The following is a 22,434-nucleotide window of genomic DNA, read 5'->3' on the forward strand; positions in this document are numbered from 1 at the left end:
AGCAACTCTATTCGAGAATTTGCCGTGGCAACTCAGTGTCGTTCATCGCGGTTTACATCAACCATTCGTTTGCTCGCCAATCTGATTAAGCTGATTTTGCTGCTGAGTATTGTGATGGCCGCTAGTAGCTGCTGGTATTCCCAACCTGCTGTTGCTGCCGTTGCCCTGCCGGAACGCGCACCCCTGACCCTGGAATTGTTGCAGGCGCGGCTGAAATCACCAATGCAAACCGAGGGCATCCGAACTCTGGATTTGCGTCAGCTTGTGATTGACTTGCGCCCCGAAAATGTAGCCTTCCGCGACCAGTTTTATCACCTGATTCAAACCCAGATTCAGCGGTCTCAGGAGGCGCTCGGCATCGATCTGAGCTACTCGGTGATCCAGGGAGAATTTAAATTCAGCGATTTGGGTCTGCGGACACCGCTGTATGGTCAGTCGCTGTTGCCCATCTTTAGCGAAGCAGAACAGGCCCAGCTTGCCCGCGATCGGCGGCGGCTTTCTCAGTTGAGCCAGTTGTCGCGCTCTCTATTGATGCAGTCTCAGGTGACTCCTTTGCAAATTACAGTTCTGCGGGCACCACTGCTGCTGGTGCAGACTCGATTTGAGGGCTTTGTTAATTTCACCAATACTTTCTTTTTAGGCCGGGTGGAAGCGCAGGGAGCCACCTTCACCCAAGAGTCGGATTGGTCTGAAACGCGATTTAGTCGCTCCGCCAACTTTGCCAATGCTGTGTTTCAGCGTGATGTGCGGTTTCGTAGCGCCATTTTCTTTAATCGCGCCCGCTTTAATCAAGCGCTGTTTCAAGGAAGCGTCAATCTTCAGAGCAGTGAATTTCGAGCCTCAGCTAGCTTTAATCAAGCCGTATTTCAACAGTTCGCCAATTTCACCCGCATCCAGTGGCGAGACACCGCCGATCTGTCTGTGACCCGCTGGCGTGATGCCGTCCTGTTCGACCGCGATCAGTTTTTCCAGGCGCTGTTTTTGAGTGAAGCCGTGTTTGAAAAAACCGTCAGTTTTCGGCAGGCCGAGTTTGATCAAACGGTGAATTTACGCGGAGCCACGATTCTCGATCAGGCCGATTTTGCCGATGCCCGCTTTGCTGAACGCGCCTATCTAAACGTGCCGAACTTGCAGTTTGATCCAAGGCTGGCCAGGATTTTGGGCGATCCGGGCAAAATTGGTCGCGTGTTGTCAGTCCCGACGCTACAAGGCAACGAAACGCTGCTGCGCAATCTAGTACAAAACTTTCGCCAGCTACAGGAAATCACCGACGCTAATGAGATTCAATACACCACCGAGAAACTGCGCCTGCGCCAGTTGCAGCAGCGGTTGCTGGGCATCGATCTGAACTTTGCCAAGCCTGCCGTTCTCAAACAGGTAGGCTTTTCTGAAAAACAGATCGCCGCCATTCAGGCTGCTCGCGCTGAACAACCTTTCCGCAACATCAGCGACCTGCTGCGCATCAACCAAATTGACTTCGCTACCTATGTGAAAGTGCGCGACCGGATCACGGTGGGTCAAGCCTCGACTCCTTCGGGTTGGTTATTAGATGGCTTTCACTGGGTCGGACTGAGTTTGCTGTTGCTGCTGACGCGCTATGGCACCAGCTTTTGGCTCGTGCTGGGGGTAGGGCTAATTGCGGTGGCACACTTTGGCGTGCTGTTCTGGCTGCTCGATCGATTTCGACGGCTGCATCCTCGGCCGATTGTGCCAACCGTCTCGGAAATTCTCTGGGTGGCAGGCGGGTTTACGCTGCTGACCCTGTCTGGCTTGGCGGCCATTTTTCGCGTCGGAGACTATCCCTGGTATACGCTAGCCTGTCTGGAGCTGGTGATTGTGCCGGTTCCTAGCCTACTAGTACTGCTAACCTACTGGCAGGGACGCTACCACGATCTAATCAGCGAAAGCTATCTAGTAGAGGATAGCAGTCTCCGGCAGTTGCGGTTTTTGATTGGCCGTTTGCCGAATATTCCGTTCACCCCTACCTTTCGAGAAAGATTTACGCCGATTGTCTGGGACCGTCGCTGGAGCTGGCTCAACTATTTTGACTTCAGCCTGAATAATCTGATGCGGTTCGGCTTCAACGATCTGCGCCTACGCGACCAGCATATGCCCGGTCTGATCACCGCTTTGGTCTGGTATCAGTGGAGCCTGGGCATTCTCTACTTCGTTTTGCTGCTGTGGACGCTTTCCCAAACCATTCCCGGACTCAACTTGTTGATTTATTTCAAGTAACCCGGATTAGACAAATAACTCATCTAATACCATTTCCCTTGAATCGGGCTACAGATTACACCGTCCAACGGGTTGCGGTATGCCGCTTCCATCATTCAAAACTCAAAACTCAAAACTAAGAATTGATATAATCCATCGGACGATGAATCAGTGAGGTGCTGGGATGAAACTGAATGGGTTGGCTGCTGTTAGTGTCATGGTGCTTTTGGAGTTGGCTCAGAAGTTAGGAGCTAGGAGTCAGAAGGTGGGGTTATGGCCCTGTCGTTGGTTCCCCAGCAGATGCAGTCTCAGCTACTACAAGCCCACCCTACTCAAGCCCAATCTACCGTTTCTCAAGGTGCTCCACCGCCAGTCCAATTTCCAGATCCCTATCCACCCATCCACCGTTCGGCTGAGCCGCTCACGGCGAAGCCCATCCACCCCTACCGCTGCTTAATCGCATCCAATAAAGCCGTCAGCGCCTTGTCTTCCGAAGAGTTGATCTGGCGGTCCAGCATCGCAATGCCCACTGCTTTGGAAAGGGCAACTGCCGCGACATCGGTATCGAGTTCTTCGGTCAACTGATCGAGCGATTGGGGCACCTTCAATGCGGCTCGGATGCCGGCCAGCATCTCCTCCTCGAAGCCTAGGCTTTGCAGTTGCGGATAGAGGGATTCCCACTCCAGCGGACGATCGGGATTGCCAGCCTGAATTACATAAGCCAACAGCCGCTGAAGTTTGCGTTCCTGTACCGGCGTGAGCGGCGAAGCTTGGGGTTGGGTCGGTGCGTTGGCTCCATTGCGCTCCAGGTTCTGCAAAATTTTTTCCCAATCGCAATCGTCGCAGGAGTCAGGTTTACCTACGGTCAGCGAAAGCTGAATTCGATTCGATTCGGTGTGCAGTTGGGTAACGTTGGCCTGCACGCCCAAAAACCCTAGCCACTGAGCAATGGTCGTCACCAGAGTTGAATAGGTGGCATGACTGTTAGCCAGAAGCCGAATTTGGGTGCGAACCATGGGGCGCACAATTTGTGACAGCATACCCTTTTGATGTGAAGAACGGCATAAAAGAACTAATAGATACTAGAACTATTGCTTTATCGCTCAAAATAGTCAACGTTTAGCGAGGCTTGGTCATCGTTTGTTCAAACCAATACCCTCTCGCAACTTGCTAAATCAGAGCTGTTATTCTCTCCAAACCTTGTTTAATGGTTACATAGAGTGCTTCTGTGATCTTTGGCATAAGCTACCTTAAAGCGAAGGTGTAGAATCACCCTAGGCTTAGGGGTCTCTCATGGTTCAGGGTGCTTCAGCGGTTAGTGATTGAATGCATGTGTTTAATTTTGTTTCGCGATTGGTTAGCAATAAGGTTTCGCCACCAGAGCTTAGGTTAAATGTCTGGCAGATAGACTAGCGTTGCAGATGTACCGGTTGGTCTTTGGCATCTGGCAAGGCAGGTGTTTGGTCTGCCTAAATCAAAGTAGGCCAGTTTCAGTTTTTAAAGCTGAATAGCCAAACTTTATTAGTAACGATCGCTTTTGAGGTACCACTTTTGGAGGATTGTATTCTAGGGGATTGTAAATTCCCTGATTACATTGAATCCCGTAGTTAGTTTAATTAGATTCGGTTTGCTCAGGTGCCATCTATCTATGATTCTGCCTATGATTCTGCGAGTTCCGAATAATCGTCCGCTTCAGTTTAGTTTTTACGTTTCTGAGAAATTTTTGAGCTAAACGCGATTTTAAATTTATTTATTCTGGCCTTGGTTTTATCTGTCTTTGGTTGGTCGTTGGCTGATGGTGCCTTTCTGAACCCATCCAGCAGGAGTCAATTCAGCCAAGACTTTTGGGAACACTCTACTCTGTAAGGAACCTATCTGCATCAGCTATGGCTAATTCCTCGTCGCAGCGGCGCGCCCTGATCGTTCAACACAATTTTTCTCCCTTCAGCAACAAACTGGTTCAGTCGGGCTTTGTCAACAATGAACAGATGCAGCAAGCGCTGATTGAAAGTCGCAAGTCAGGTCGGCCACTCACCGATGTGCTGGCGATGATCACCGGGCAACAGTTGCCGCCTGATTTATTACGTCAATATAAGAAGCAACAGCTATTTGAACTAAAAATTCTCTATGGCGTCGAGTCGCTGGACCCAGAGATTAACCAGATCAATGCCAGCCAGCTCAGTCAGCTGATCGAGACCTTGATCCCGGTTGATATTTGCCGCCGCTATCGTCTGATTCCACTTAGCCGCACCGACGGAGAACCGCCCTCGGTGTTGGTGGCAATGGTGAATCCCGATGATCTAGCAGCCCAGGACGACCTGAACCGGATTCTGCGCCCGCAGGGATTGACACTGCAGCGAATGGTAATTACCGCAGAGGATTACCAGCGCCTGATTTCCCAGTATCTAGACGAGCAGGTTGAACGACAAAAGCAGCTGGAGTTTGAATCCAAAGTTGATGTCAAATCCGATATTGAAAACCTGGATTATCTCGACTTAGAAGAGCCGGCAGATGATCTGGAAGTCAACCTGGATGCGGCACTCGAGGATGCAGATGCAGCTCCCATCATTACATTGGCAAATAAGATCCTGGCGAAAGCGCTCCAGGACGGTATTTCAGATATCCACATCGAGCCGCAAGAAGACTATCTGCGGATTCGGTTCCGCAAAGACGGGGTATTGCGCCAAGGGCTAGATCCACTGCCGAAAAAGATTATTCCAGCGGTAACGGCCCGTTTTAAGATCATGGCCAACCTCGATATTGCCGAACGGCGCGTGCCCCAAGATGGCCGGATTCGACGTCTGTTTGACGGTCGCAAAGTAGACTTCCGGGTCAATACCCTACCCAGCCGCTACGGTGAAAAGGTCGTACTGCGGATTCTGGACAACTCGGCTACCCAGCTCGGTTTGGATAAGCTGATCACTGACCCCGAAACGCTGCATATCGTCAAAGAAATGGTGTCGCGTCCGTTTGGGCTGATTCTGGTGACGGGTCCAACCGGTTCCGGAAAAACCACGACGCTCTATTCGGCCTTGGCCGAGCGCAACGATCCGGGTATCAACATCAGTACGGTAGAGGATCCGATTGAATATTCGCTACCCGGTCTGACTCAGGTGCAGGTGCTGCGCGAAAAAGGCATGGACTTCGCCTCGGTACTGCGAGCTTTCCTGCGGCAAGACCCGGATGTGATTCTGGTGGGTGAGACCCGCGACAAGGAAACTGCCAAAACCGCCATTGAAGCCGCCTTAACCGGCCACTTGGTTTTGACCACCCTGCATACCAATGATGCTGCCAGCGCTATTGCTCGGCTCGAAGAAATGGGCATTGAGTCCTTTATGGTCTCCAGCTCGTTGATTGGAGTACTAGCTCAGCGACTGATGCGCCGTGTTTGTCCTGATTGCCGCATTCCCTACAATCCCAGCTCCGAAGAGCTGGCCCGCTTTGGTTTGTCGAGTTCCCGCGATGCAGAAATCACCTTCTATCGAGCCAATACCCTCACTAACGAGGAAATTCATCAAGCCAGCGTCGAGAATAGTCTTTGCCCCACCTGCAAAGGATCGGGATATAAAGGCCGCTGTGGGGTCTACGAGGTGATGCGCGTGACTGAACGCATGCAGACTCTGATTACCGAAGGCGCTCCCACCGAGCGGATCAAGGAAGCTGCCGTCGAAGAAGGCATGAAAACCCTGTTGGCCTATAGCTTGAACCTAGTGCGTCAGGGGGCAACCACTCTGGAAGAAGTGGAGCGGGTCACCTTTACCGATACTGGTCTGGAGGCGGAGCTGAAAGCCAAACGTAAATTGTCGCTTACCTGTCGCTGTTGTGGTGCTGAGCTGAGGCAGGAATGGCTGGACTGCCCCTACTGCACAACGCCCAGATTTCAGGATTAAAATTGCCGGTTGACATAGCAGAAAAATCTCAGTTTTGATTTTCCTACCCCCTTCCGCTACTTGACCGCTGTTTGACCAACAGCATTGGCGCACTTCCCTGGCATAAGGAGAGAACGTTATGGAGCTAATGATCGAAGACTTGATGGAACAACTAATCGAAATGGGCGGGTCTGATATGCACCTGTCGGCGGGTCTGCCTCCCTATTTCCGGATTAGCGGTCATCTCACCCCAATTGGCGATGAACCAATGACGGCAGAACAGTGCCAGCGGCTGATCTTCAGCATGCTCAACAACACTCAGCGAAAAAACCTAGAGCAAAACTGGGAGCTAGACTGTTCCTACGGCGTCAAGGGCTTAGCTCGTTTTCGGGTAAATGTCTATAAAGATCGAGGCACCTATGCCGCCTGCTTACGGGCGCTTAGCTCCAAAATTCCCAGCTTCGACAAACTCGGTCTGCCGGATGTGGTGCGGGAAATGTCAGAAAAGCCACGCGGGCTGATTCTGGTAACAGGGCCAACCGGTTCGGGTAAAACCACAACGCTGGCCGCCATGATCGACCTGATCAACCGCACTCGGGCCGAACACATTCTTACCATCGAAGACCCCATTGAATTTGTCTACGAGCCGATCAAAAGCCTGATTCACCAGCGCCAGTTGGGCGAAGATACCAAGAGCTTTGCCAATGCGCTGCGAGCTGCCCTACGGGAAGACCCGGATATTATTCTGGTGGGGGAAATGCGGGACCTGGAAACGATTTCGCTCGCCATCTCCGCCGCAGAAACGGGCCACTTGGTCTTTGCTACGCTGCACACTAGCTCTGCTGCCCAAACCGTAGACCGGATGATCGACGTATTTCCAGCAGAGCGGCAGCAGCAAGTGCGGGTCCAGCTCTCGAACTCGCTAGTTGCCGTCTTTAGCCAAACCTTAGTCGCCAAGAAAAACCCCAAGCCTGGTGAATTTGGGCGGGCAATGGCACAAGAGATCATGGTTGTCACGCCCGCAATTGCTAACCTGATTCGGGAAGGCAAAACCTCACAAATCTACTCGGCGATCCAAACTGGCGGCAAATTGGGCATGGTGACGCTAGAAAAGGTGCTGGCCGATCTGTACAAAGCAGGCACGATTTCCTTTGAAGCGGCCATGTCCAAAACCTCTCGCCCGGATGAATTGCAGCGACTGATTGGCAACGCCCCCATGCCCGCCAAGCCCGGTATGCCTGCCGCTGCTAAGTAGGTTACACCCGATGAGGGGATCAGCCGCATGCAAGACGCTCAAAAAGATCGTTCATTCCGAGACAAATAGATCTACGATGAACGAAAAATCCCCTGACTGTCCTGAGAACTTCTTCACTTCGATGGTTGTAAGCTATGCCTACCTATGTCGTTCGAGCGAGAGACACTAAAGGAAACCCAAAACGCGAAAAAATCACGGCTAACTCCCCGTCCGAGGCTCGCACGGCTTTACGGGAAAAAGGACTGTTTGTCCAAGAGCTGACCGAAGACCGAGGGTTGCTTGAAAAACTCAGCACTCTTGACCTCAAGGACATCCAAACGGCTTTGACCAGCGTCACGGTGAAGGACAAGGCGGTGTTTTCGCGCCAGTTTGCTGTGTTAATCAATGCGGGAGTTGCCTTGGTGCGCGGATTAGGCGTGCTTTCCGATCAGTGCCCCAATCCTAAACTCAAGAAAGCGCTTCAGGAAATTAGCGCCGATGTGCAACAGGGCACCAACCTCTCGGATGCAATGCGGAAGCACCCCCATTGCTTTGATGGCCTCTATGTCAGCATGGTACAGGCTGGTGAAGTCGGCGGTGTGCTGGATGAAGTCATGAACCGTCTTGCCAAGCTGCTAGAAGATGTGGCGCGACTGCAAAACCAGATCAAGTCCGCCATGACCTACCCGATTGCGGTCGGCACAATCGCGATTCTGATTTTTCTGGGCATGTGTATCTTCCTGCTGCCCATCTTTGCCAACATCTTCGAGGAATTGGACGCTGAGCTACCCGCCTTCACCGCCTTCATGATTGGCATTAGCAACTTTCTACGTAGTCCCTATGTACTGATCCTGGTTGCAATTTTGCTGTTGCTGGGCTTTGCCTACCGGCAGTACTACAAAACCCGGGTCGGCCGCGAAACGATGGATCGGTTCTTTCTGAAAATGCCCCTATTCGGCGATCTGATCCAGAAGACTGCTACAGCTCGCTTTTGTCGCACCTTTGGTGCCCTGTCTCGGTCGGGTGTGCCAATTCTGACGGCGCTGGAGATTGTCCGGGATACGGCAGGCAATCAGGTGATTGCCAATGCGGTAGATGAGGCCCGCAAGGAAGTGCAAACCGGCGGCATGATCAGTTTGGCGCTGCAACGCGAAAAGGTATTTCCGGTGATGGCAATTCAGATGATCAGCATTGGGGAAGAAACCGGCGAAATTGACACCATGCTGATGAAGGTGGCTGACTTCTACGAAGACGAAGTGGAGCAGGCGGTCAAGGCCCTCACCAGTATCCTGGAACCGATCATGATCGTGATCCTGGGGGGCATGGTCGGATCGATTCTGGTCGCCATGTATCTCCCCATCTTCGGCATTATGGATGCAATTAAGTAAATATGCCACTTTGGCTTGCTTTGACTTGTGAGTGTCCCCCTGCTGCGGTAGGGGGATTCTACTGAGATGGGTGATTCAAGTCATTCCGTTGTCTTCCAGAACTCGCTAAAATGCGAAAGACTTGCTCGTCTCGCTTGCAAGCCTCCTTGATTGGGGGATTTAGTAAAGTCCCAGCTATCCTGCTGCCAACCGTTAAACGTTTTAAATTAAACGTTTCAAACTAGGCGTTTCAAACTAGGCGTTTCAAATCTCCTTAAATTCGCTAGCTACCAAATAAAAAAGCTTGATTTCAACCCTTTGATGCACTCGCGCAATTATTTCAACTTTTCTGATATGCCGGTTAAACAAATCCATTACGAAGAAGTTTTAGCCGAATGTAGTGATTATCGGGGAGCGATTGCCCTGCTGCGTCAGTTTCGCCCTTACCTAGAACTGATTCCCAGCATGCGTCGCCCTCAAGAGAGCGTGATTCCCCTGCCCCTGCCGCTGATTCGGCTGCGCAATCCCGTTTCTGCCGCGGCGACTAGACAAACCGATGTAGCGTCGGGGGAAGTAGTGCGGCTACCAGCTGATATCGCGATTTTGATGTGCGACCCGGAATGGAAGATTAAAACCGGGGTTGAGATTTTTGTGTTGATCCATCAGCCCCATGAAGATTTTTCGGCGCTGTTGGGCCGCTGGCGACAAACCCAGATTTGGCTGAATCAAGGCTACGAGTGGATCATGCCCAAACGCCATCAGCATCTGCTCAGTGAGGGAGCCGACGATATTCACCCGCTGTTTGTAATTTTTCCAGAGACCCCAGAGCGGATTCGGCGAGGCTTACGCGGTGCCTGCTTACCCTATGTAATGCAGACGGTTTATGCCTTGGATGAAGGGGAATGGCTCGACGACGCCCTAGAAGCTAGTACAGATGATTTACTGCTGGATGACTCGTTTATCAACACCGACGACGCCCTCGATTAGCCAAGCTGGCCTTCAAACACCGAGAAATTCATAGAATCTGGTCTATCCACTCCCCAAAAGATTGATCATCAAGCCTCCGCTTTTCTACCCAAAGGTATCCTTGACTGCATCGGTGAGTTAAGCGAAACTAACTTAAGAACTGAAGTATAGCCTCATTGTTTTGCTAACTTTTTTAACTTTTTAAGGCAGACTAATTCGTTTGGTCAGAGTTAGTTAACAATAGACTCATTTACACTTGCAGGCTATGTGTAGTTTTCCTACTTGTGCAGTTAGTGTAAATAGCTTGGCAAGTTGCTGCCAGTAAGGCTGTTGTAGTTGTGGTTTACGCCTGAGGACTAGTGGAATGGAAACGCTGGAGTTCATCATTTATCCAGACGGTCGAGTGCAGGAAAAGGTAACAGGTATCATTGGGGCCTCTTGTGCCGAAGTTACAGCGGCGATTGAGGCTCAGCTAGGTCAAGTGTTAAGCCAAGAAACAACCTCTGAATATTTTGCTCAGTCTGTGCAGCAGTCCGTGTCGGCTCAAGCTCAAACAACCTACAGCGAGTGGTAACTATCACCGCTTGGTTCTCGTGTCCTGTCCAGTTTCATCCAGTTTGTTTAACGAAATCTCCCATGTCACACTTTAGCCAAATTAAAACCCAAATTCGAGACCTCACCTCGTTACAGGCGGCTTTGACCGATCTGGGCGTTGCCTGGAAGTCTGGACCTCAACCTGTGCGAGGCTACCGTGGACAAACTCGGACCGCCGAGATTGTGATCGAGCAAAGCAATGGCTACGATATCGGCTTCAGTCAGAATCAAGACCAATACGAGCTGGTGGCCGATTTGCAATATTGGCAACAGCCGCTGACGGTTGAGGGCTTCCTCAGAAAAGTCACCCAGCGCTATGCCTACCACACCGTACTGAAGGAAACCGGCCGCCAAGGCTTTCAGGTAGCCGAACAAGAGCAAAACCCAGATGGCTCGATCCGGTTAGTGGTTCAACGCTGGAGTGCCTAGGTTCACTTTTTCGTAGAAGCCCGCTCCAGTCGGGCTTTTGTTTTTTAAATTCTTTTACACAAGAGATTGGCATGGATGAATTCCACTCTCCTGCAACCAGTTCCACCCATTCCTCCACTGACTTTGCTGCCAATTTAGCACCAGAGCTTGGCGGTCACTTACGGGATGCCCCGGAGCGGACTGGGCTGGAGCCAGAATTAGGCGGCATAGTGCGCCAGAAGGGAGTCTACGTCGATGAGATTACCTGCATTGGCTGCAAGCACTGTGCCCATGTAGCTCGCAATACCTTCTACATTGAGCCAGACTATGGCCGTTCACGGGTAATTCGTCAGGATGGGGATTCCGAAGAAGTGATTCAGGAAGCCATCGATACCTGCCCGGTAGACTGTATCCACTGGGTGGACTACACCGAACTCAAGCGGCTCGAAGAGGAACGCAAATATCAAGTGATTCCAGTCGTTGGCTTTCCGGTGGACCGGGCCGTGGTGGCCGTGCGGCGGCGGCAGCAGCGGAAAAAGCAGTAGATTGCATGCAATCACCGCAAGTCATAGCAAATGCAGCGGATCCACATCGACAGTTAAGCTGATACCGGCAGGACAGTGGGACCGTAGCTCCGCCAGATCGGGCAGAGGCAGTGGGACGCTGGACCAGGATTTGAGCAGAATTTGCCAGCGATAGCGTCGCGCCACGCGCGGAACCGAGGCAGCAGTGGGACCCAAAAGCTCGCAGTCGGGTTGGTTTGCTAGCACCTGGCGCAAAAAATCAGCTAGCTGCTCAGCCGCTTGACCGACCGTGGGCGCATCTAACCCACTCAGCCGCAGCAACAGCAACTGGCCATAGGGTGGATAATGCAAGGCAGCCCGATGCTGTAATTCGGTGGTAACAAAGGCAGCATAGTCCTGGCGCGCTACCGCTTCAATGACCGGATGCTGGGGCGAATAGGTTTGGATTACGACTCGACCCGGATGCTCTCCCCGTCCGGCTCGTCCAGCTACCTGGGTTAGGGTCTGAAAGGCTCGTTCACTGGCGCGGTAATCGGCTAAGTGCAGCAGGCCATCGGCAGCCACTACCCCTACCAGCGTTACTTGGGGCAGATCGATTCCCTTGGTCAGCATTTGGGTTCCGACCAGCAGATCGGCTTCGCCTTGAGCAAATCGGTTCAGCAAGGCCCGGTGAGCGCCCTTGGTGCGGGTGGTGTCGCTGTCGTAGCGGATGCAGCGCAAATCGGGCAGAAGCCGGTTCAGTTCTTGAATTAGCCGCTGTGTGCCGCTACCAAAATACTTTAAGTAAGGAGAACCGCAGGCCGGACAGGCGTGAGGATGGGTCTGCCGATAGCCGCAGTAGTGGCAATGTAATGATTCGTAACCACCTTCGCGTGGTTGGTGATAGGTGAGTGAGACATCGCAATAAGGGCATTCCATCACGTAGCCACAGCTGCGGCAGGAGACAAAGGTGCTGTGCCCCCGCCGGTGTATAAACAGAATGCCTTGCTGGGATTGGCTTTTGAGATTTTGTAGCACCTGTTGGAGCGAACGGCTAAACAAGGAGCGATTGCCTTGGCGCAGTTCTTCCCGCATATCCACGACTTCGATCGGGGGTGGAGGCTGGGCGTGAATCCGCTCTGGCAAGGAAAGATAGCAAGTCTGTCCCTTGGTCTCAGGAGGGTTGAGGCTTGGCTTCACACTGAGCCAGGTTTCCAGCGATGGAGTAGCAGAACCCAAAAGCAGGGGACAGTCAGCCAGTTGAGCACGCCATTGGGCTACGGTGCGAGCATGGTAGCAGGGGGCAGGCTGGTCTTGCTTGAAGCTATCGTCGTGTTCTTCATCGAGGATGATCAGACCCAAGTTAGCTAAAGGCGCAAAAATCGCTGAGCGGGTGCCAATCACCACCTGAGGAGTTGCGTTCAGCATTTGCCGCCAAGTATCATAGCGTTCTCCAACGGACAGCGCACTGTGATAGACACAGACTCGACTGCCAAAGCGGGCACGAAAGCGATCCGTGAGTTGGGGCGTTAGGCCAATTTCAGGCACCAGCACTAGGGCTGACTTTCCCTGGTGCAACAAGGGCGCAATTGCCTGTAAATACACTTCGGTTTTGCCTGAACCGGTAACGCCATGCAGCAGCAGTTGACTAAATCCAGAAACGGACGTTAGCGTTTCTAACGCTTGCTGTTGGGCTTCGGTCAGAACCTTGGGTGGATCGGGCTGACATACGGACGTGGCCTCCAGCCGCAGCACCTCCCTAGACTGGATCAGCAAATAGCCTTTTTGCGCCAGGGTTTTCAGCATCGAAGAGCTGACCTGGCAGGTCTGCAGCAACTCCTGGAGTCCGATTTCGCCACCGCGCCGCCGCAACACATCCACGACTTCCTGCTGCCGGGGGCTGAGATCGCCAACTCCCATTTCCGCCGTCAACGCCACCATCTGTCGCTGTTTAGGTCGCACCGGTGTAGGGGATTCCAGATAACTTTCTACCCAGCCTTGCTGCAACAATTCCCGCAGTCCCTGGTTGGCGTGCCGCACCTGCCGTTGCAAATACTGCCAGGAATAGTCTCCCTGTTTTTGGTTTTGCAATAGCTCCAGGATGCGCTGGGCTGCCGGGTGAAATAGCGGTGCTTTGCTGGGTGGGGTCAAGAGACGAATTCGGCGCTGAGAGCGAGCCAATAACCCTGGGGGTAGAGCAATCCGGATCACCTGCATTAAGGGAGTGCGATAGTACTCGGCAACCCGCTGTAACAATGTCCAGTAGGTGGGCGGGAAAAAGCCAGGGCTGACCACGTCCGCGATTGGCCGCACAGCAGAAGGGTCCAGATCAACAGGTAGCTGATCGACCCAGCGAATCGCAATTGCGCCCACCTGTTGCACCCCAAACGGCACGCTCAAGACATCGCCTGCTTGCACTGGCAGAGCCGGCGGTACCGAGTAGGTGTATAGCCCCTGCGCGCCCGGACAATCGACCAAGACTTCGATCCACCGTTGCGGCAGGGATGCATCAGATGCATCAGAGTAAATCAAGTGGGACTCAGCTACGGCGAATATCATAGCAGTGCAGGCAGCGCATTTAAGTACATCTATACTATTATTAAACCGGAATCAAACCGAATCAGAACTGAAGAAGGATTAAAGCATATCCGATTGTCTGAATAATGACTGAGATAAAACTTGGCAATTTTATACTTAAGTTGATCTTTTGTTTCATTCATTTAAGGACTTTAAATTTCTTAAACTGAACAAGCTGACGTGGGCGAGGCAGCGACAGCCCTAAACGCTAGACAAGCCAATGGCCCATCCCAGATTGATTTCACAAATTATTAGATTACTGTTTTATTACAAAAAGCGTTGCAGTCACTGGGTTGCACGGACTGCACTGCCCGACTCAACCGATTTTTTGCAAAAAATTTGGGTTGGGTACTTGATATCAGACGAGAGACTGCTATATTAGACTCACCTTCAGCCAAGTTCTAAGGTTGGGGTGCTTCAAGCAGTTAGGGGCGTTTTCCGAAGTTGCAGAGATGCTGTTACACAGCAGTTTGCCAATGTTGGTTAATCCATTTGCATTTAGGAGCGGAATCCATTACCCTGTAGCTGTATTTTTCGGAGGGCTGAGTTCTTAGCAAATAGCAGCGTTGATTTAAATCTCTCTGAAGTTAGGCTTGACACTGGGGAAAAGTCCTGTAGATTAGCCTTAAGTTGAAATCATTAGTTGGGCAGACATCATTTCGTTTCTGGTAATCAGTTCGATAGAGTCTTCAGAAAGTTTTTTGCCGCTGTTTCGCTAGGCGATTGTTGTTCTTGCAGCTATCTCCCAATAGCTTCTCAAAACCTTGAATTTAGGTGATTGCTCAACAGGGTAGTTGCACTGTTGAAGTTTATTCCTAGATTTATTGTCCCGATTTGGTTTACCTAGTTTGGTGATTGGATCGATTAAAGCAATTGATTTAGTTATACCGAACGAAATCGAATGAAATCGAACGAATTTGGCTTATGGAGAATGGGGTTGCGTTTGCTGATGGCATGCTAATGCCAAGGAAATGAGTAACCGATCAGAACCGCTTTATTTATTGGTTTGATTGAAATTGGTTGAAATTGGTTGCATCTGAGAGCAGGCATTTCCCACGAGGTTTAGCTACTGCTGCATTCCTTGATCAGGTTGATCAAACTTGGTTACGCACCGTTACCCTGTTGGCCCCAATCGACCCAAACAGTTGACTCACAAAACTACGACGGCGTTATTCAATCACAACTTACAGATAATGAGCAATTCCATTCTTAATTCAACGGATCCATTACGGCTAGCTGATTTGGGCGATGCCTATTTAAGTGAGACAGAAACAGATATAGTTCAGTCTATGGACATTTCTGAAGCTGCGCGTGCCGTCGAAGGCAGTGAAATGGCCGCCATCATTGGGTTTGGTTCAGAAGAAGACCTCGAAGATCTGATGGCTAGCCGCGCTTCGGGATATCGCAAAACCATCTCGGACGATGCGGTCGGAGCGTTCTTCAAAGAAATGGCTCGCTATCCGCTGCTGAAGCCCAACGAAGAGGTAGAGCTAGCTCGCCGCGTTAAGTTTTTAGGCGAAGTCGAAGAGTTGCGGCAACAATTGCAAGATGAGCTAGGGCGGATGCCTACCAAAGCAGATGTCGCAGCCAAATTAGAGCTAACCGAACGCCAGCTAGAACATCGGCTGTACTTGAGCCGCGTGGCTAAGCGCAAGATGATTCGCTCGAACCTACGTTTGGTGGTTTCCATTGCCAAACGCTATCTGAATCGGGGCGTTCCGTTCCTAGATCTGATTCAGGAAGGCGCACTCGGCCTAAACCGGGCCACCGAAAAGTTTGATCCTGACAAGGGCTACAAATTCTCTACCTACGCCTACTGGTGGATTCGCCAAGGTATCACCCGTACCATTGCCAATGACGCCCGCACAATTCGCCTGCCCATCCACATTGTGGAAAAGCTGAACAAGCTGAAGAAAGCCCATCGCGAATTGCGCAAAGAATTAAATCGCAATCCGACGGAAATGGAATTGGCCGCAGCATTGGATATGACGGCAGATCAGCTGCGTAATTTGCAGCAGGTACGGCGGCGCTCGCTGTCGCTGAATCATCGCGTAGGCAAAGGTGAAGATACGGAATTGATGGAATTGCTAGAAGATAGCAGCACTCAATCTCCGGAAGCCCAAATGAGTGAAGCGATGATGCGGCAGGAGATTTATGCAGTTCTAGGCGAAGTGTTGACCGAACGAGAACGCGATATTATTGCTCTGCGCTACGGCTTAACTACGGGTGAAACCCACACGCTAGAAGAAGTTGGCGGTATCTTCAACCTATCACGGGAACGGGTGCGACAAATTCAAACCAAAGCGATGCGAAAATTGCGCCGCCCGCAGGTAGCCTCCCGTCTCAAGAGCTGGCTGCGCTGAGTCAGTAGCTACGTTCTATTTCTACATAATTCATGCCTGACTCCGTTATTCCTTCTAGCGACATCCAGTCTGCTCGCGTTGCCATTCGCTCGGCTGTGTCTAGCGATGTGCCGACCCTGTTCAACTTAATCAGGGAACTGGCAGAATATGAGCATCTCGCTGATCAGGTTGTCGGTACGGTTGAGGCACTCCATAGCCACTTGTTTGACCAGTCCTGTATTGAAGCATTGGTGGCCGAGTCAGATGGGCAGGCAGTTGGATTTGCGCTCTATTTTGTCAATTACTCCACATTCCTCACTCAACCTGGTTTTTATTTAGAAGATCTGTTTGTGCGGCCAGCCTATCGGGGTTGTGGTGTGGGGAAGGCGCTGTTATCAGCATTAGCGAAGCTAGCTCTAGAGCGAGACTACGGGCGGCTAGAGTGGAGCGTTTTAGATTGGAATGCCCCTGCAATTGGATTCTATCAGCGAATTGGGGCACAAGTTTTACAAGATGCCCGCATCTGCCGTGTGACTGGAGCGGCGTTGCCATTGTTAGCTGAGGGTGGATCAGCTGGGTTGTCATGGAATCTGCGTCCAATTACGGCGAATGACATCGAGGATGTTTTTGCGCTAGTGAGAGCGAATATTGAATATGATGGCAATTTGCATCTATTTGTAGGCAGTCCAGAGGCATTGGCCGAGCATTTGTTGCAGCACTCCTACGCTGAAGTGGTGATTGCCGAGCAGCATCAGCAAGCGGTTGGTCTGGCGCTATTTTGCACCAACTACTCCACCTTTTTGACCAAGCCAGGATTGTTTGTTGAAGATTTATTTGTGCGGCCAGAGTATCGCGGTCAGGGCATTGGGCGTTCGCTATTGGCCTACTTGGCCCAGCAGGTGCTCAACCGCAACTACGGCAGATTAGAATGGTGCGTTCGGACCTGGAATCAGCGAGCGATTGAGTTCTACCAACGACAGGGAGCCGTAATTTTACCCGACTGGCGTGTCTGTCAGCTCTATCGAGATGCCATCGAGCAGTTAGCGGCCTGAAGGGTTGATGGAGCTAGGATCCAGGAATTTCTGCATTTTTGGAAAAATTTTTCCTTCCTAGCAGCAGGTTGATTTAGGCTAGAGGGTGGCTATGCCGACACTACGGTTGGAGGAATATCTATGGCAACGATTTGGGTAAACGAGCAGATTGATCCCTGCGGTATCATTCGGGCCTGCATTGCTTGCTGTGACGAAACTCAGGCACAGGAATGTCACGATTCGTTTGAGTCGAACCTGACGCTAGAGCAAAAAGCGCAGGGCTGGGTAGCCCAAATCCGGACGGTGGAATCTTGGGATGAAGTGCCGGTGAATGCGCTCAAGCTAGACTGAAAGTAAGTTTTGAGTTTTGAGTTTTAAGTTTTGAGTTCTAAGTTTTGAGTTTTAAGTTTTGAGTTTTAAGTGCTAATGCTCGAATCTCGCTTGGTGCAGGCTCGGCTATTACTTTGGCAGATCTGGCAGGTTTTGCGCAGGCTGGGACAGCATGTGATGGCGCTGATCATTGCTGTTTTGATGCCATGGGCTATCTGGCTGGGTTTGCCTTCGCTATTTGGGTACTGCACTGGCGCTGAAGTGAATGCAGGACTGTTGACAAACTTAATTGAGGCGGCGCTGCCGCTGACAGAATGCGAAGAAATCCTCCAGCCGGATGCCGCCGAACGACGCGGTCCCATGACAGAAGCACGGCCTGATCTCAACCACTGGATATTACGAATCGAAGCTCCCATCAACGCAAATGAGTCCGTGCTGCTGCCCAATCAGCCTCTACAGTTCAATTTACTCAACCTGTTTGACCAGCCTTACTACACCACCTTCCCCGATGCCTCAACCCATCTAGTTCAAGAGCCAGCCATGCGGCCCCTGTGGATGTAAGCCCGTCCAGACGGATGCCCAGCCTCAGGTAGAACCAGCCGAGGAGGGAAGTGCTAGGACATGGAGCTAATTGGCCATTTCTCCTTTGCGGTTAAACTGAGATTACTTATCTCCACCCTGTTCAAAATCAACGAATGAGCCAGTGGGTTCGGCGCTTACTGCTAACTGTCACTGTTCTAGCGACCATCCCTTTGGTGTTGGCACCTGTTAACCGTGAGCCAGCCTGTGATTCTAATACGCTAGATCAAGCCGTTGAGCAGCTTGCAGATGATCAGAAGCGTACTGATGCCCAAAGCAGATTAGAACAGTGCAGTGCAGCATCAGCTAAATCTCTTGCTTTTGCCCTGAATGCTGATACAGCCGCTATGCGTGTTGCTGCCGCCAAAACCTTGGGACAAATTGGCTGGGAGGCAAAGTCGGCAGTTCCGGCTCTGGTGTCGGTGAGTCAAGAAGATAGCGATCTGCAAGTGCGGAGCGAGGCGGTTCGGGCGTTGAGTGCGATTGGTCGAGACAGTCAGAGCTATTCTGACCAATTGCGAGGGTGGCAAACCGGAGAAATTTCCGACCTGCAAGTGCTGCAACAACAACTGAATACGGTGTTGGCTGCACTAGAGAAAGATCAACGAACCTGGCCAACCAAAGCAGCGGATTTAGATGCCCTGAGGCGGACTCGGAATGTGCTGCAAACACAGTGGCAAAATTTGACTGATCAGCCGAGCTATCAGGTCGTTTCTTGGGTACAGGCTTATCCCTGGATCGCGGCAGCAGGCTTGCTGGGATTGGTTTTGATTAGCAGCTATGGCGGCATTTTCCTGCTGAGGCCCATCTGGTTACTGAAAGTTGGGGATGAACTCGTCAAAACCATAGCCAGAATTCCGGCAATCGGCCCATGGCTGAGTAGCTTGCTGCAAGGATTAGTGCCGTTGAAGTATCATTCCCGCGTATTGGATGCTTGGGTTGCTCAGCAACGGAATACGGCAACTGCCAACTTCACCAGCCCGGTGAATATCACAGTAGGTGACCGCGCCATTCATGTGCCATTACCTGTGAAGTTCAATGGTAATTCTGAAACGGAATTTGGACCGCAAACTCTCCGGCCTTGCTTTCAGCAATCGCGTCTGTGTTTACTGATTACCGGCGAAGGAGGAGCGGGAAAAACCAGCCTTGCCTGTCAGATTGCCCGCTGGGGTTTGGAGCACAAACTGGCAAAGCACGCCATTCTGCCCATCTTGATTGAGCAGGAGTTGGAACCATCCGACAACTTACTAGAGGTGGTGCAGGGTCGGCTTCAGGCACTGGTGGCTGCCGCAGAGCCATTAGATCCACCTCTGATTGCAGCCCTGTTGCGAAAACGGCGCATCCTGGTGATTGTGGATCACCTATCGGAAATGACTAAACCGACGCAAACCAAAATTTGCCCTGCTGATCGGGAGTTTCCCATTCATGCCCTGATCGTTACATCCCGCCTGCTAGAACCTTTAGGTGGTGCTCCCAAGACGGTGCTGGAGCCAATGCGAGTTGAAGGCAACCGGCTGTCTGAGTTTGTCAATGCCTATCTGACAGCCAAAGGGAAACGGCATCTGTTTGAAGATGAGGATTACTTTGAGATTTGTCGCCGCTTGTCGCGCATGGTTGGGCAGCGCAATATCACGGTGTTGCTGGCCAAGCTCTATGTTGATCAGGCAATCGAGCAGCAGCAAGGAGCGGGTGGAACGCTGCCGGATTCGGTTCCAGAGTTAATGCTGAGTTATCTGAATCAGCTCAATCGTGCTATTGAACCCGCCAATCAGTGCGATCCGCTTCAGGTGCAGCAGGATGCCGGGGTGATTGCTTGGCAGTGTCTCAAACAAACCTACCGTCCTGCGGCGGCCAAACAGGCAGATATTCTAGCGGCCTTAGCCGTTCAAGGATCGGAAGCAGATGCCGAAAATCGATTAATTTATCTGGAAACCCGACTACGCCTGCTGCAAACGCTAGAACCCGGAAACAAACTGCGGATTGTTCTAGACCCTCTAGCTGAATACTTGGCGGCCCACTATCTAGTGGACTGGTTCCATTCTCCCTCAATGCAGACAGCCCCTGATTTCCTGACCGAGTATTTCCAGGAGTTAAGTGAGTCTCAGTCCAGTTGGGCGGACCCGGAAGCGATGTGGCGTCAGTTCTTCGCCTCGATTGATCAACGGTTGGACCAGGCTAACGAAACCCCAGAGACAATTCAAGGATTTTTGCTGGCCGTGCGCGACTGCTGTTTGGCAAAGCCGCAGGAAACCAGGATTCCCGCCTTTGTCCCAGAAGAACTGGCCCGTAAAGCCGGATTAGACCCAGAAAACTTGCGGCTGATGCAGGAAAAACGCCGCGTTCGCTTGCTGATTTCAGAACTCTCGGATCCAGAGTTGAAATATCGGCTTCGGGCAGCGGAAGATTTGAGTCAGTTGGGAACCAGCGCCAAAATCGCCGCGGCTAATTTGATCGGCATGCTGGAAAATCGCAATCAAATCCTGGAGGCACGGCAGGCGGCAGCCCAAGCCTTGGGTAAATTGGGCATGGGGGCAGAAAACCTGCTGGCGCTTTTGACTGATGTTGACGAAGAACTGGATATGCGGCGCAGTGCGGCGGAAGCGTTGGGCGTGATGAAAGCCGGAACCGAGCAACTGCTGCGCCTTCTGGAGGATGGAAACCAGCCCTTGCGGCTGCGCCAGAGTGCGGCCAGAGGTTTGAGTCTGATTGGGGCACCTAGCGGAGCGGCGGTGCCGATGCTGATCGTGACGTTGCAATCTGACCAGGCTATCACCCAGGTGAAATCGATCCCAGTCTGGAAGGAATGGCTCAGCGAGGAATTGAGCCTGGATCTGGTGCAGATTCCGGCAGGTGAGTTTGTGATGGGGTCGCCTCCAGAGGAAGTGGGGCGGGATTGGTACAAGAATTCTTACCCCGAATTGGAGGGAGTGGATGTCGAGGCACAGCATCGAGTAGCGGTGTCCGCCTTTGCCATGAGCCAGTTTCCAATCACGCAGGCGCAATGGCGGTTCGTGGCATCGCTTCCTAGAATTAAGCGAGATCTGGACCCCGACCCGGCCCATTTCAAGGGCGGTCAGCGTCCGGTAGAAGCAGTGTCCTGGTATGACGTAATCGAGTTTTGTGCTCGCCTATCGCAGCATACGGACAAAACCTATCGCCTACCCTCGGAAGCCGAGTGGGAATATGCCTGCCGGGCTGGCACCACGCAGCCGTTTCATTTCGGGGAAATCCTTTCGACCGATCTGGCTAACTATGACGGCACCTACAGCTATGGCAACGGCGAACCAGGAGTCTATCGCCAACAAACGACGGAAGTCGGCAGTTTTGGTGTAGTGAATGGATTTGGCTTAGCCGACATGCATGGCACTGTCTGGGAGTGGTGTTTGGATCACTGGCATCCGTCCTATCAAGGTGCACCAACTGATGGTAGTGCTTGGGTCGCCGATGGAAATGATCGCTACCGAGTACTGCGCGGCGGTTCCTGGTTCCTCAACCCTGGCTACTGTCGCTCTGCTTACCGCGGTCAGCTCACCCCCGGTAATCTAGACATTCTCGTTGGTTTTCGGGTCGTTTGTGTTTCCCCCTGCACTCTTCAGTGTCAGAATCGGTGAATGGGAATTCACTGAGCGTACCGCAGAAGAGTCCAGATTTGCTCCCGTGATGCTCACATCAGCATCCAAAAATTAAACCGAGCCGGATGGTTTGGTAGGTTCGCCGAAAACCCGTCCGGTTGATTCAATAATTCCATAGTATTTTTGCACTACAGTACTATGGTGCTATGGTGGGTATGAACCCTTCTAAGATAGGTACAAGCCTTATCCAACTCCTGTTGCAAGGAGGTTCAAATGGTACAGTCTCCATCTAAACCCATTACTTTAGAGGAATTTCTGAAGCTGCCAGAAACTAAGCCTGCCAGTGAGTACATTGATGGGCAGATTATCCAGAAGCCAATGCCCCAGGGAAAGCACAGCACAATTCAAACCGAGTTTTCTACTACTATCAATGCGGTTCTTAAACCTCAACAAATTGCACGAGCGTTTTCAGAACTGCGTTGCACGTTTGGTAGGCGCTCAACGGTTCCAGATGTATCTGTGTTTACTTGGGAGAGAATTCCCCGTGACCAAAATGGTGAGGTTGCTAATACCTTTCCGATAGCCCCTGACTGGACAATTGAAATCCTGTCACCTGACCAAAGTCAAACAAAAGTAACCAAAAATATTCTGCATTGTCTTAATCATGGAACTCAAATGGGTTGGTTAATTGACCCCGATGAGCAAACTGTTTTTGTCTATCTTCCAAAGCAGCAACCAGAAGTGTTTGACCAGTCAGAGCAAAAGCTGCCAGTTCCCCCCTTTGCCAATGAGTTAAATTTGAGTGTAGGTTTGGTATTTGGTTGGTTGCTGGAGTAAAGCGGTCCATG

Annotated in this window: 17 protein-coding genes; 15 read left to right on the forward strand and 2 right to left on the reverse strand. The window is 51.6% G+C overall.

What is annotated here, in order from left to right; genetic code table 11:
- Positions 1-24 precede the first annotated feature (24 nt).
- Positions 25-2,235 (forward strand): pentapeptide repeat-containing protein, encoded by a 2,211-nt coding sequence (locus HJG54_RS02750; RefSeq protein ID WP_316433219.1) that lies wholly within the window; start codon positions 25-27, stop codon positions 2,233-2,235.
- A gap of 163 nt (positions 2,236-2,398) precedes the next feature.
- Positions 2,399-2,671 (forward strand): hypothetical protein, encoded by a 273-nt coding sequence (locus tag HJG54_RS02755; RefSeq protein WP_316433220.1) that lies wholly within the window; start codon positions 2,399-2,401, stop codon positions 2,669-2,671.
- Here the strand turns inward: HJG54_RS02755 and HJG54_RS02760 are convergent.
- On the reverse strand, positions 2,658-3,230 hold the full coding sequence (locus HJG54_RS02760; protein ID WP_316433221.1) for a hypothetical protein: 573 nt from the start codon (positions 3,228-3,230) through the stop codon (positions 2,658-2,660). The genes HJG54_RS02755 and HJG54_RS02760 overlap by 14 nt on opposite strands.
- A gap of 870 nt (positions 3,231-4,100) precedes the next feature.
- Here HJG54_RS02760 and HJG54_RS02765 point away from each other — a divergent pair.
- The 7 genes from HJG54_RS02765 to HJG54_RS02795 all read left to right on the forward strand — a co-directional run bounded on the left by HJG54_RS02765 (position 4,101) and on the right by HJG54_RS02795 (position 11,197).
- The gene (locus tag HJG54_RS02765; RefSeq protein WP_316433222.1) at positions 4,101-6,104 is read left to right on the forward strand and encodes a GspE/PulE family protein; all 2,004 of its coding nucleotides are present in this window, start codon (positions 4,101-4,103) and stop codon (positions 6,102-6,104) included.
- Positions 6,105-6,222: 118 nt separating this feature from the next.
- Positions 6,223-7,338, forward strand: a complete 1,116-nt coding sequence (locus HJG54_RS02770; protein ID WP_316433223.1) for a type IV pilus twitching motility protein PilT — start codon at positions 6,223-6,225, stop codon at positions 7,336-7,338.
- A gap of 134 nt (positions 7,339-7,472) precedes the next feature.
- The gene (locus HJG54_RS02775; RefSeq protein WP_316433224.1) at positions 7,473-8,705 is read left to right on the forward strand and encodes a type II secretion system F family protein; all 1,233 of its coding nucleotides are present in this window, start codon (positions 7,473-7,475) and stop codon (positions 8,703-8,705) included.
- A 333-nt stretch (positions 8,706-9,038) separates the two neighbouring features.
- Positions 9,039-9,671: a hypothetical protein gene (locus HJG54_RS02780; RefSeq protein WP_051925871.1), complete on the forward strand. Its 633-nt coding sequence runs from the start codon at positions 9,039-9,041 to the stop codon at positions 9,669-9,671.
- A 343-nt stretch (positions 9,672-10,014) separates the two neighbouring features.
- The gene (locus HJG54_RS02785) at positions 10,015-10,224 is read left to right on the forward strand and encodes a DUF2997 domain-containing protein (protein WP_316433225.1); all 210 of its coding nucleotides are present in this window, start codon (positions 10,015-10,017) and stop codon (positions 10,222-10,224) included.
- A 62-nt stretch (positions 10,225-10,286) separates the two neighbouring features.
- On the forward strand, positions 10,287-10,673 hold the full coding sequence (locus tag HJG54_RS02790) for a DUF1257 domain-containing protein (protein WP_036001565.1): 387 nt from the start codon (positions 10,287-10,289) through the stop codon (positions 10,671-10,673).
- Positions 10,674-10,744: 71 nt separating this feature from the next.
- Positions 10,745-11,197, forward strand: coding sequence for a ferredoxin (locus tag HJG54_RS02795; RefSeq protein WP_316433227.1), 453 nt, complete (start codon positions 10,745-10,747; stop codon positions 11,195-11,197).
- Between the two features lie 21 nt (positions 11,198-11,218).
- Here HJG54_RS02795 and priA read toward each other — a convergent pair whose 3' ends face one another.
- Positions 11,219-13,714, reverse strand: coding sequence for a primosomal protein N' (gene priA, locus HJG54_RS02800; protein ID WP_316433228.1), 2,496 nt, complete (start codon positions 13,712-13,714; stop codon positions 11,219-11,221).
- Positions 13,715-15,063: 1,349 nt separating this feature from the next.
- On the opposite strand from priA, the gene HJG54_RS02805 reads away from it, so the two are divergent.
- From HJG54_RS02805 to HJG54_RS02830, 6 genes are all read left to right on the forward strand, one after another.
- Positions 15,064-16,095 (forward strand): RNA polymerase sigma factor, RpoD/SigA family, encoded by a 1,032-nt coding sequence (locus tag HJG54_RS02805; RefSeq protein WP_420717378.1) that lies wholly within the window; start codon positions 15,064-15,066, stop codon positions 16,093-16,095.
- 32 nt (positions 16,096-16,127) lie between these two features.
- Positions 16,128-17,126 (forward strand): GNAT family N-acetyltransferase, encoded by a 999-nt coding sequence (locus tag HJG54_RS02810; RefSeq protein ID WP_316433231.1) that lies wholly within the window; start codon positions 16,128-16,130, stop codon positions 17,124-17,126.
- A gap of 120 nt (positions 17,127-17,246) precedes the next feature.
- Positions 17,247-17,456 carry a hypothetical protein gene (locus tag HJG54_RS02815; protein WP_036001577.1) on the forward strand — a complete coding sequence of 70 codons (210 nt, stop codon included), beginning with the start codon at positions 17,247-17,249 and terminating at the stop codon, positions 17,454-17,456.
- A gap of 75 nt (positions 17,457-17,531) precedes the next feature.
- Positions 17,532-17,996: a hypothetical protein gene (locus HJG54_RS02820; protein WP_316433232.1), complete on the forward strand. Its 465-nt coding sequence runs from the start codon at positions 17,532-17,534 to the stop codon at positions 17,994-17,996.
- A 134-nt stretch (positions 17,997-18,130) separates the two neighbouring features.
- Positions 18,131-21,625: an SUMF1/EgtB/PvdO family nonheme iron enzyme gene (locus tag HJG54_RS02825; RefSeq protein ID WP_316433233.1), complete on the forward strand. Its 3,495-nt coding sequence runs from the start codon at positions 18,131-18,133 to the stop codon at positions 21,623-21,625.
- Positions 21,626-21,859: 234 nt separating this feature from the next.
- On the forward strand, positions 21,860-22,423 hold the full coding sequence (locus HJG54_RS02830) for a Uma2 family endonuclease (RefSeq protein WP_316433234.1): 564 nt from the start codon (positions 21,860-21,862) through the stop codon (positions 22,421-22,423).
- Positions 22,424-22,434 lie beyond the last annotated feature (11 nt).

The organism is Leptolyngbya sp. NK1-12, assembly GCF_032598965.1.
Classification (GTDB): domain Bacteria; phylum Cyanobacteriota; class Cyanobacteriia; order Elainellales; family Elainellaceae; genus Elainella.

Excerpts from the sequence above, each read along its gene's own strand:
- HJG54_RS02755 (WP_316433220.1), top strand. The coding sequence starts at position 2,399 with ATGAAACTGAATGGGTTGGCTGCTGTTAGTGTCATGGTGCTTTTGGAG.
- HJG54_RS02815 (WP_036001577.1), top strand. The coding sequence starts at position 17,247 with ATGGCAACGATTTGGGTAAACGAGCAGATTGATCCCTGCGGTATCATT.
- HJG54_RS02760 (WP_316433221.1), bottom strand. The coding sequence starts at position 3,230 with ATGGTTCGCACCCAAATTCGGCTTCTGGCTAACAGTCATGCCACCTAT.
- HJG54_RS02765 (WP_316433222.1), top strand. The coding sequence starts at position 4,101 with ATGGCTAATTCCTCGTCGCAGCGGCGCGCCCTGATCGTTCAACACAAT.
- HJG54_RS02825 (WP_316433233.1), top strand. The coding sequence starts at position 18,131 with ATGAGCCAGTGGGTTCGGCGCTTACTGCTAACTGTCACTGTTCTAGCG.
- priA (WP_316433228.1), bottom strand. The coding sequence starts at position 13,714 with ATGATATTCGCCGTAGCTGAGTCCCACTTGATTTACTCTGATGCATCT.
- HJG54_RS02770 (WP_316433223.1), top strand. The coding sequence starts at position 6,223 with ATGGAGCTAATGATCGAAGACTTGATGGAACAACTAATCGAAATGGGC.
- HJG54_RS02780 (WP_051925871.1), top strand. The coding sequence starts at position 9,039 with ATGCCGGTTAAACAAATCCATTACGAAGAAGTTTTAGCCGAATGTAGT.
- HJG54_RS02790 (WP_036001565.1), top strand. The coding sequence starts at position 10,287 with ATGTCACACTTTAGCCAAATTAAAACCCAAATTCGAGACCTCACCTCG.
- HJG54_RS02795 (WP_316433227.1), top strand. The coding sequence starts at position 10,745 with ATGGATGAATTCCACTCTCCTGCAACCAGTTCCACCCATTCCTCCACT.
- HJG54_RS02820 (WP_316433232.1), top strand. The coding sequence starts at position 17,532 with ATGCTCGAATCTCGCTTGGTGCAGGCTCGGCTATTACTTTGGCAGATC.
- HJG54_RS02810 (WP_316433231.1), top strand. The coding sequence starts at position 16,128 with ATGCCTGACTCCGTTATTCCTTCTAGCGACATCCAGTCTGCTCGCGTT.
- HJG54_RS02805 (WP_420717378.1), top strand. The coding sequence starts at position 15,064 with ATGGCCGCCATCATTGGGTTTGGTTCAGAAGAAGACCTCGAAGATCTG.
- HJG54_RS02830 (WP_316433234.1), top strand. The coding sequence starts at position 21,860 with ATGGTACAGTCTCCATCTAAACCCATTACTTTAGAGGAATTTCTGAAG.
- HJG54_RS02785 (WP_316433225.1), top strand. The coding sequence starts at position 10,015 with ATGGAAACGCTGGAGTTCATCATTTATCCAGACGGTCGAGTGCAGGAA.
- HJG54_RS02775 (WP_316433224.1), top strand. The coding sequence starts at position 7,473 with ATGCCTACCTATGTCGTTCGAGCGAGAGACACTAAAGGAAACCCAAAA.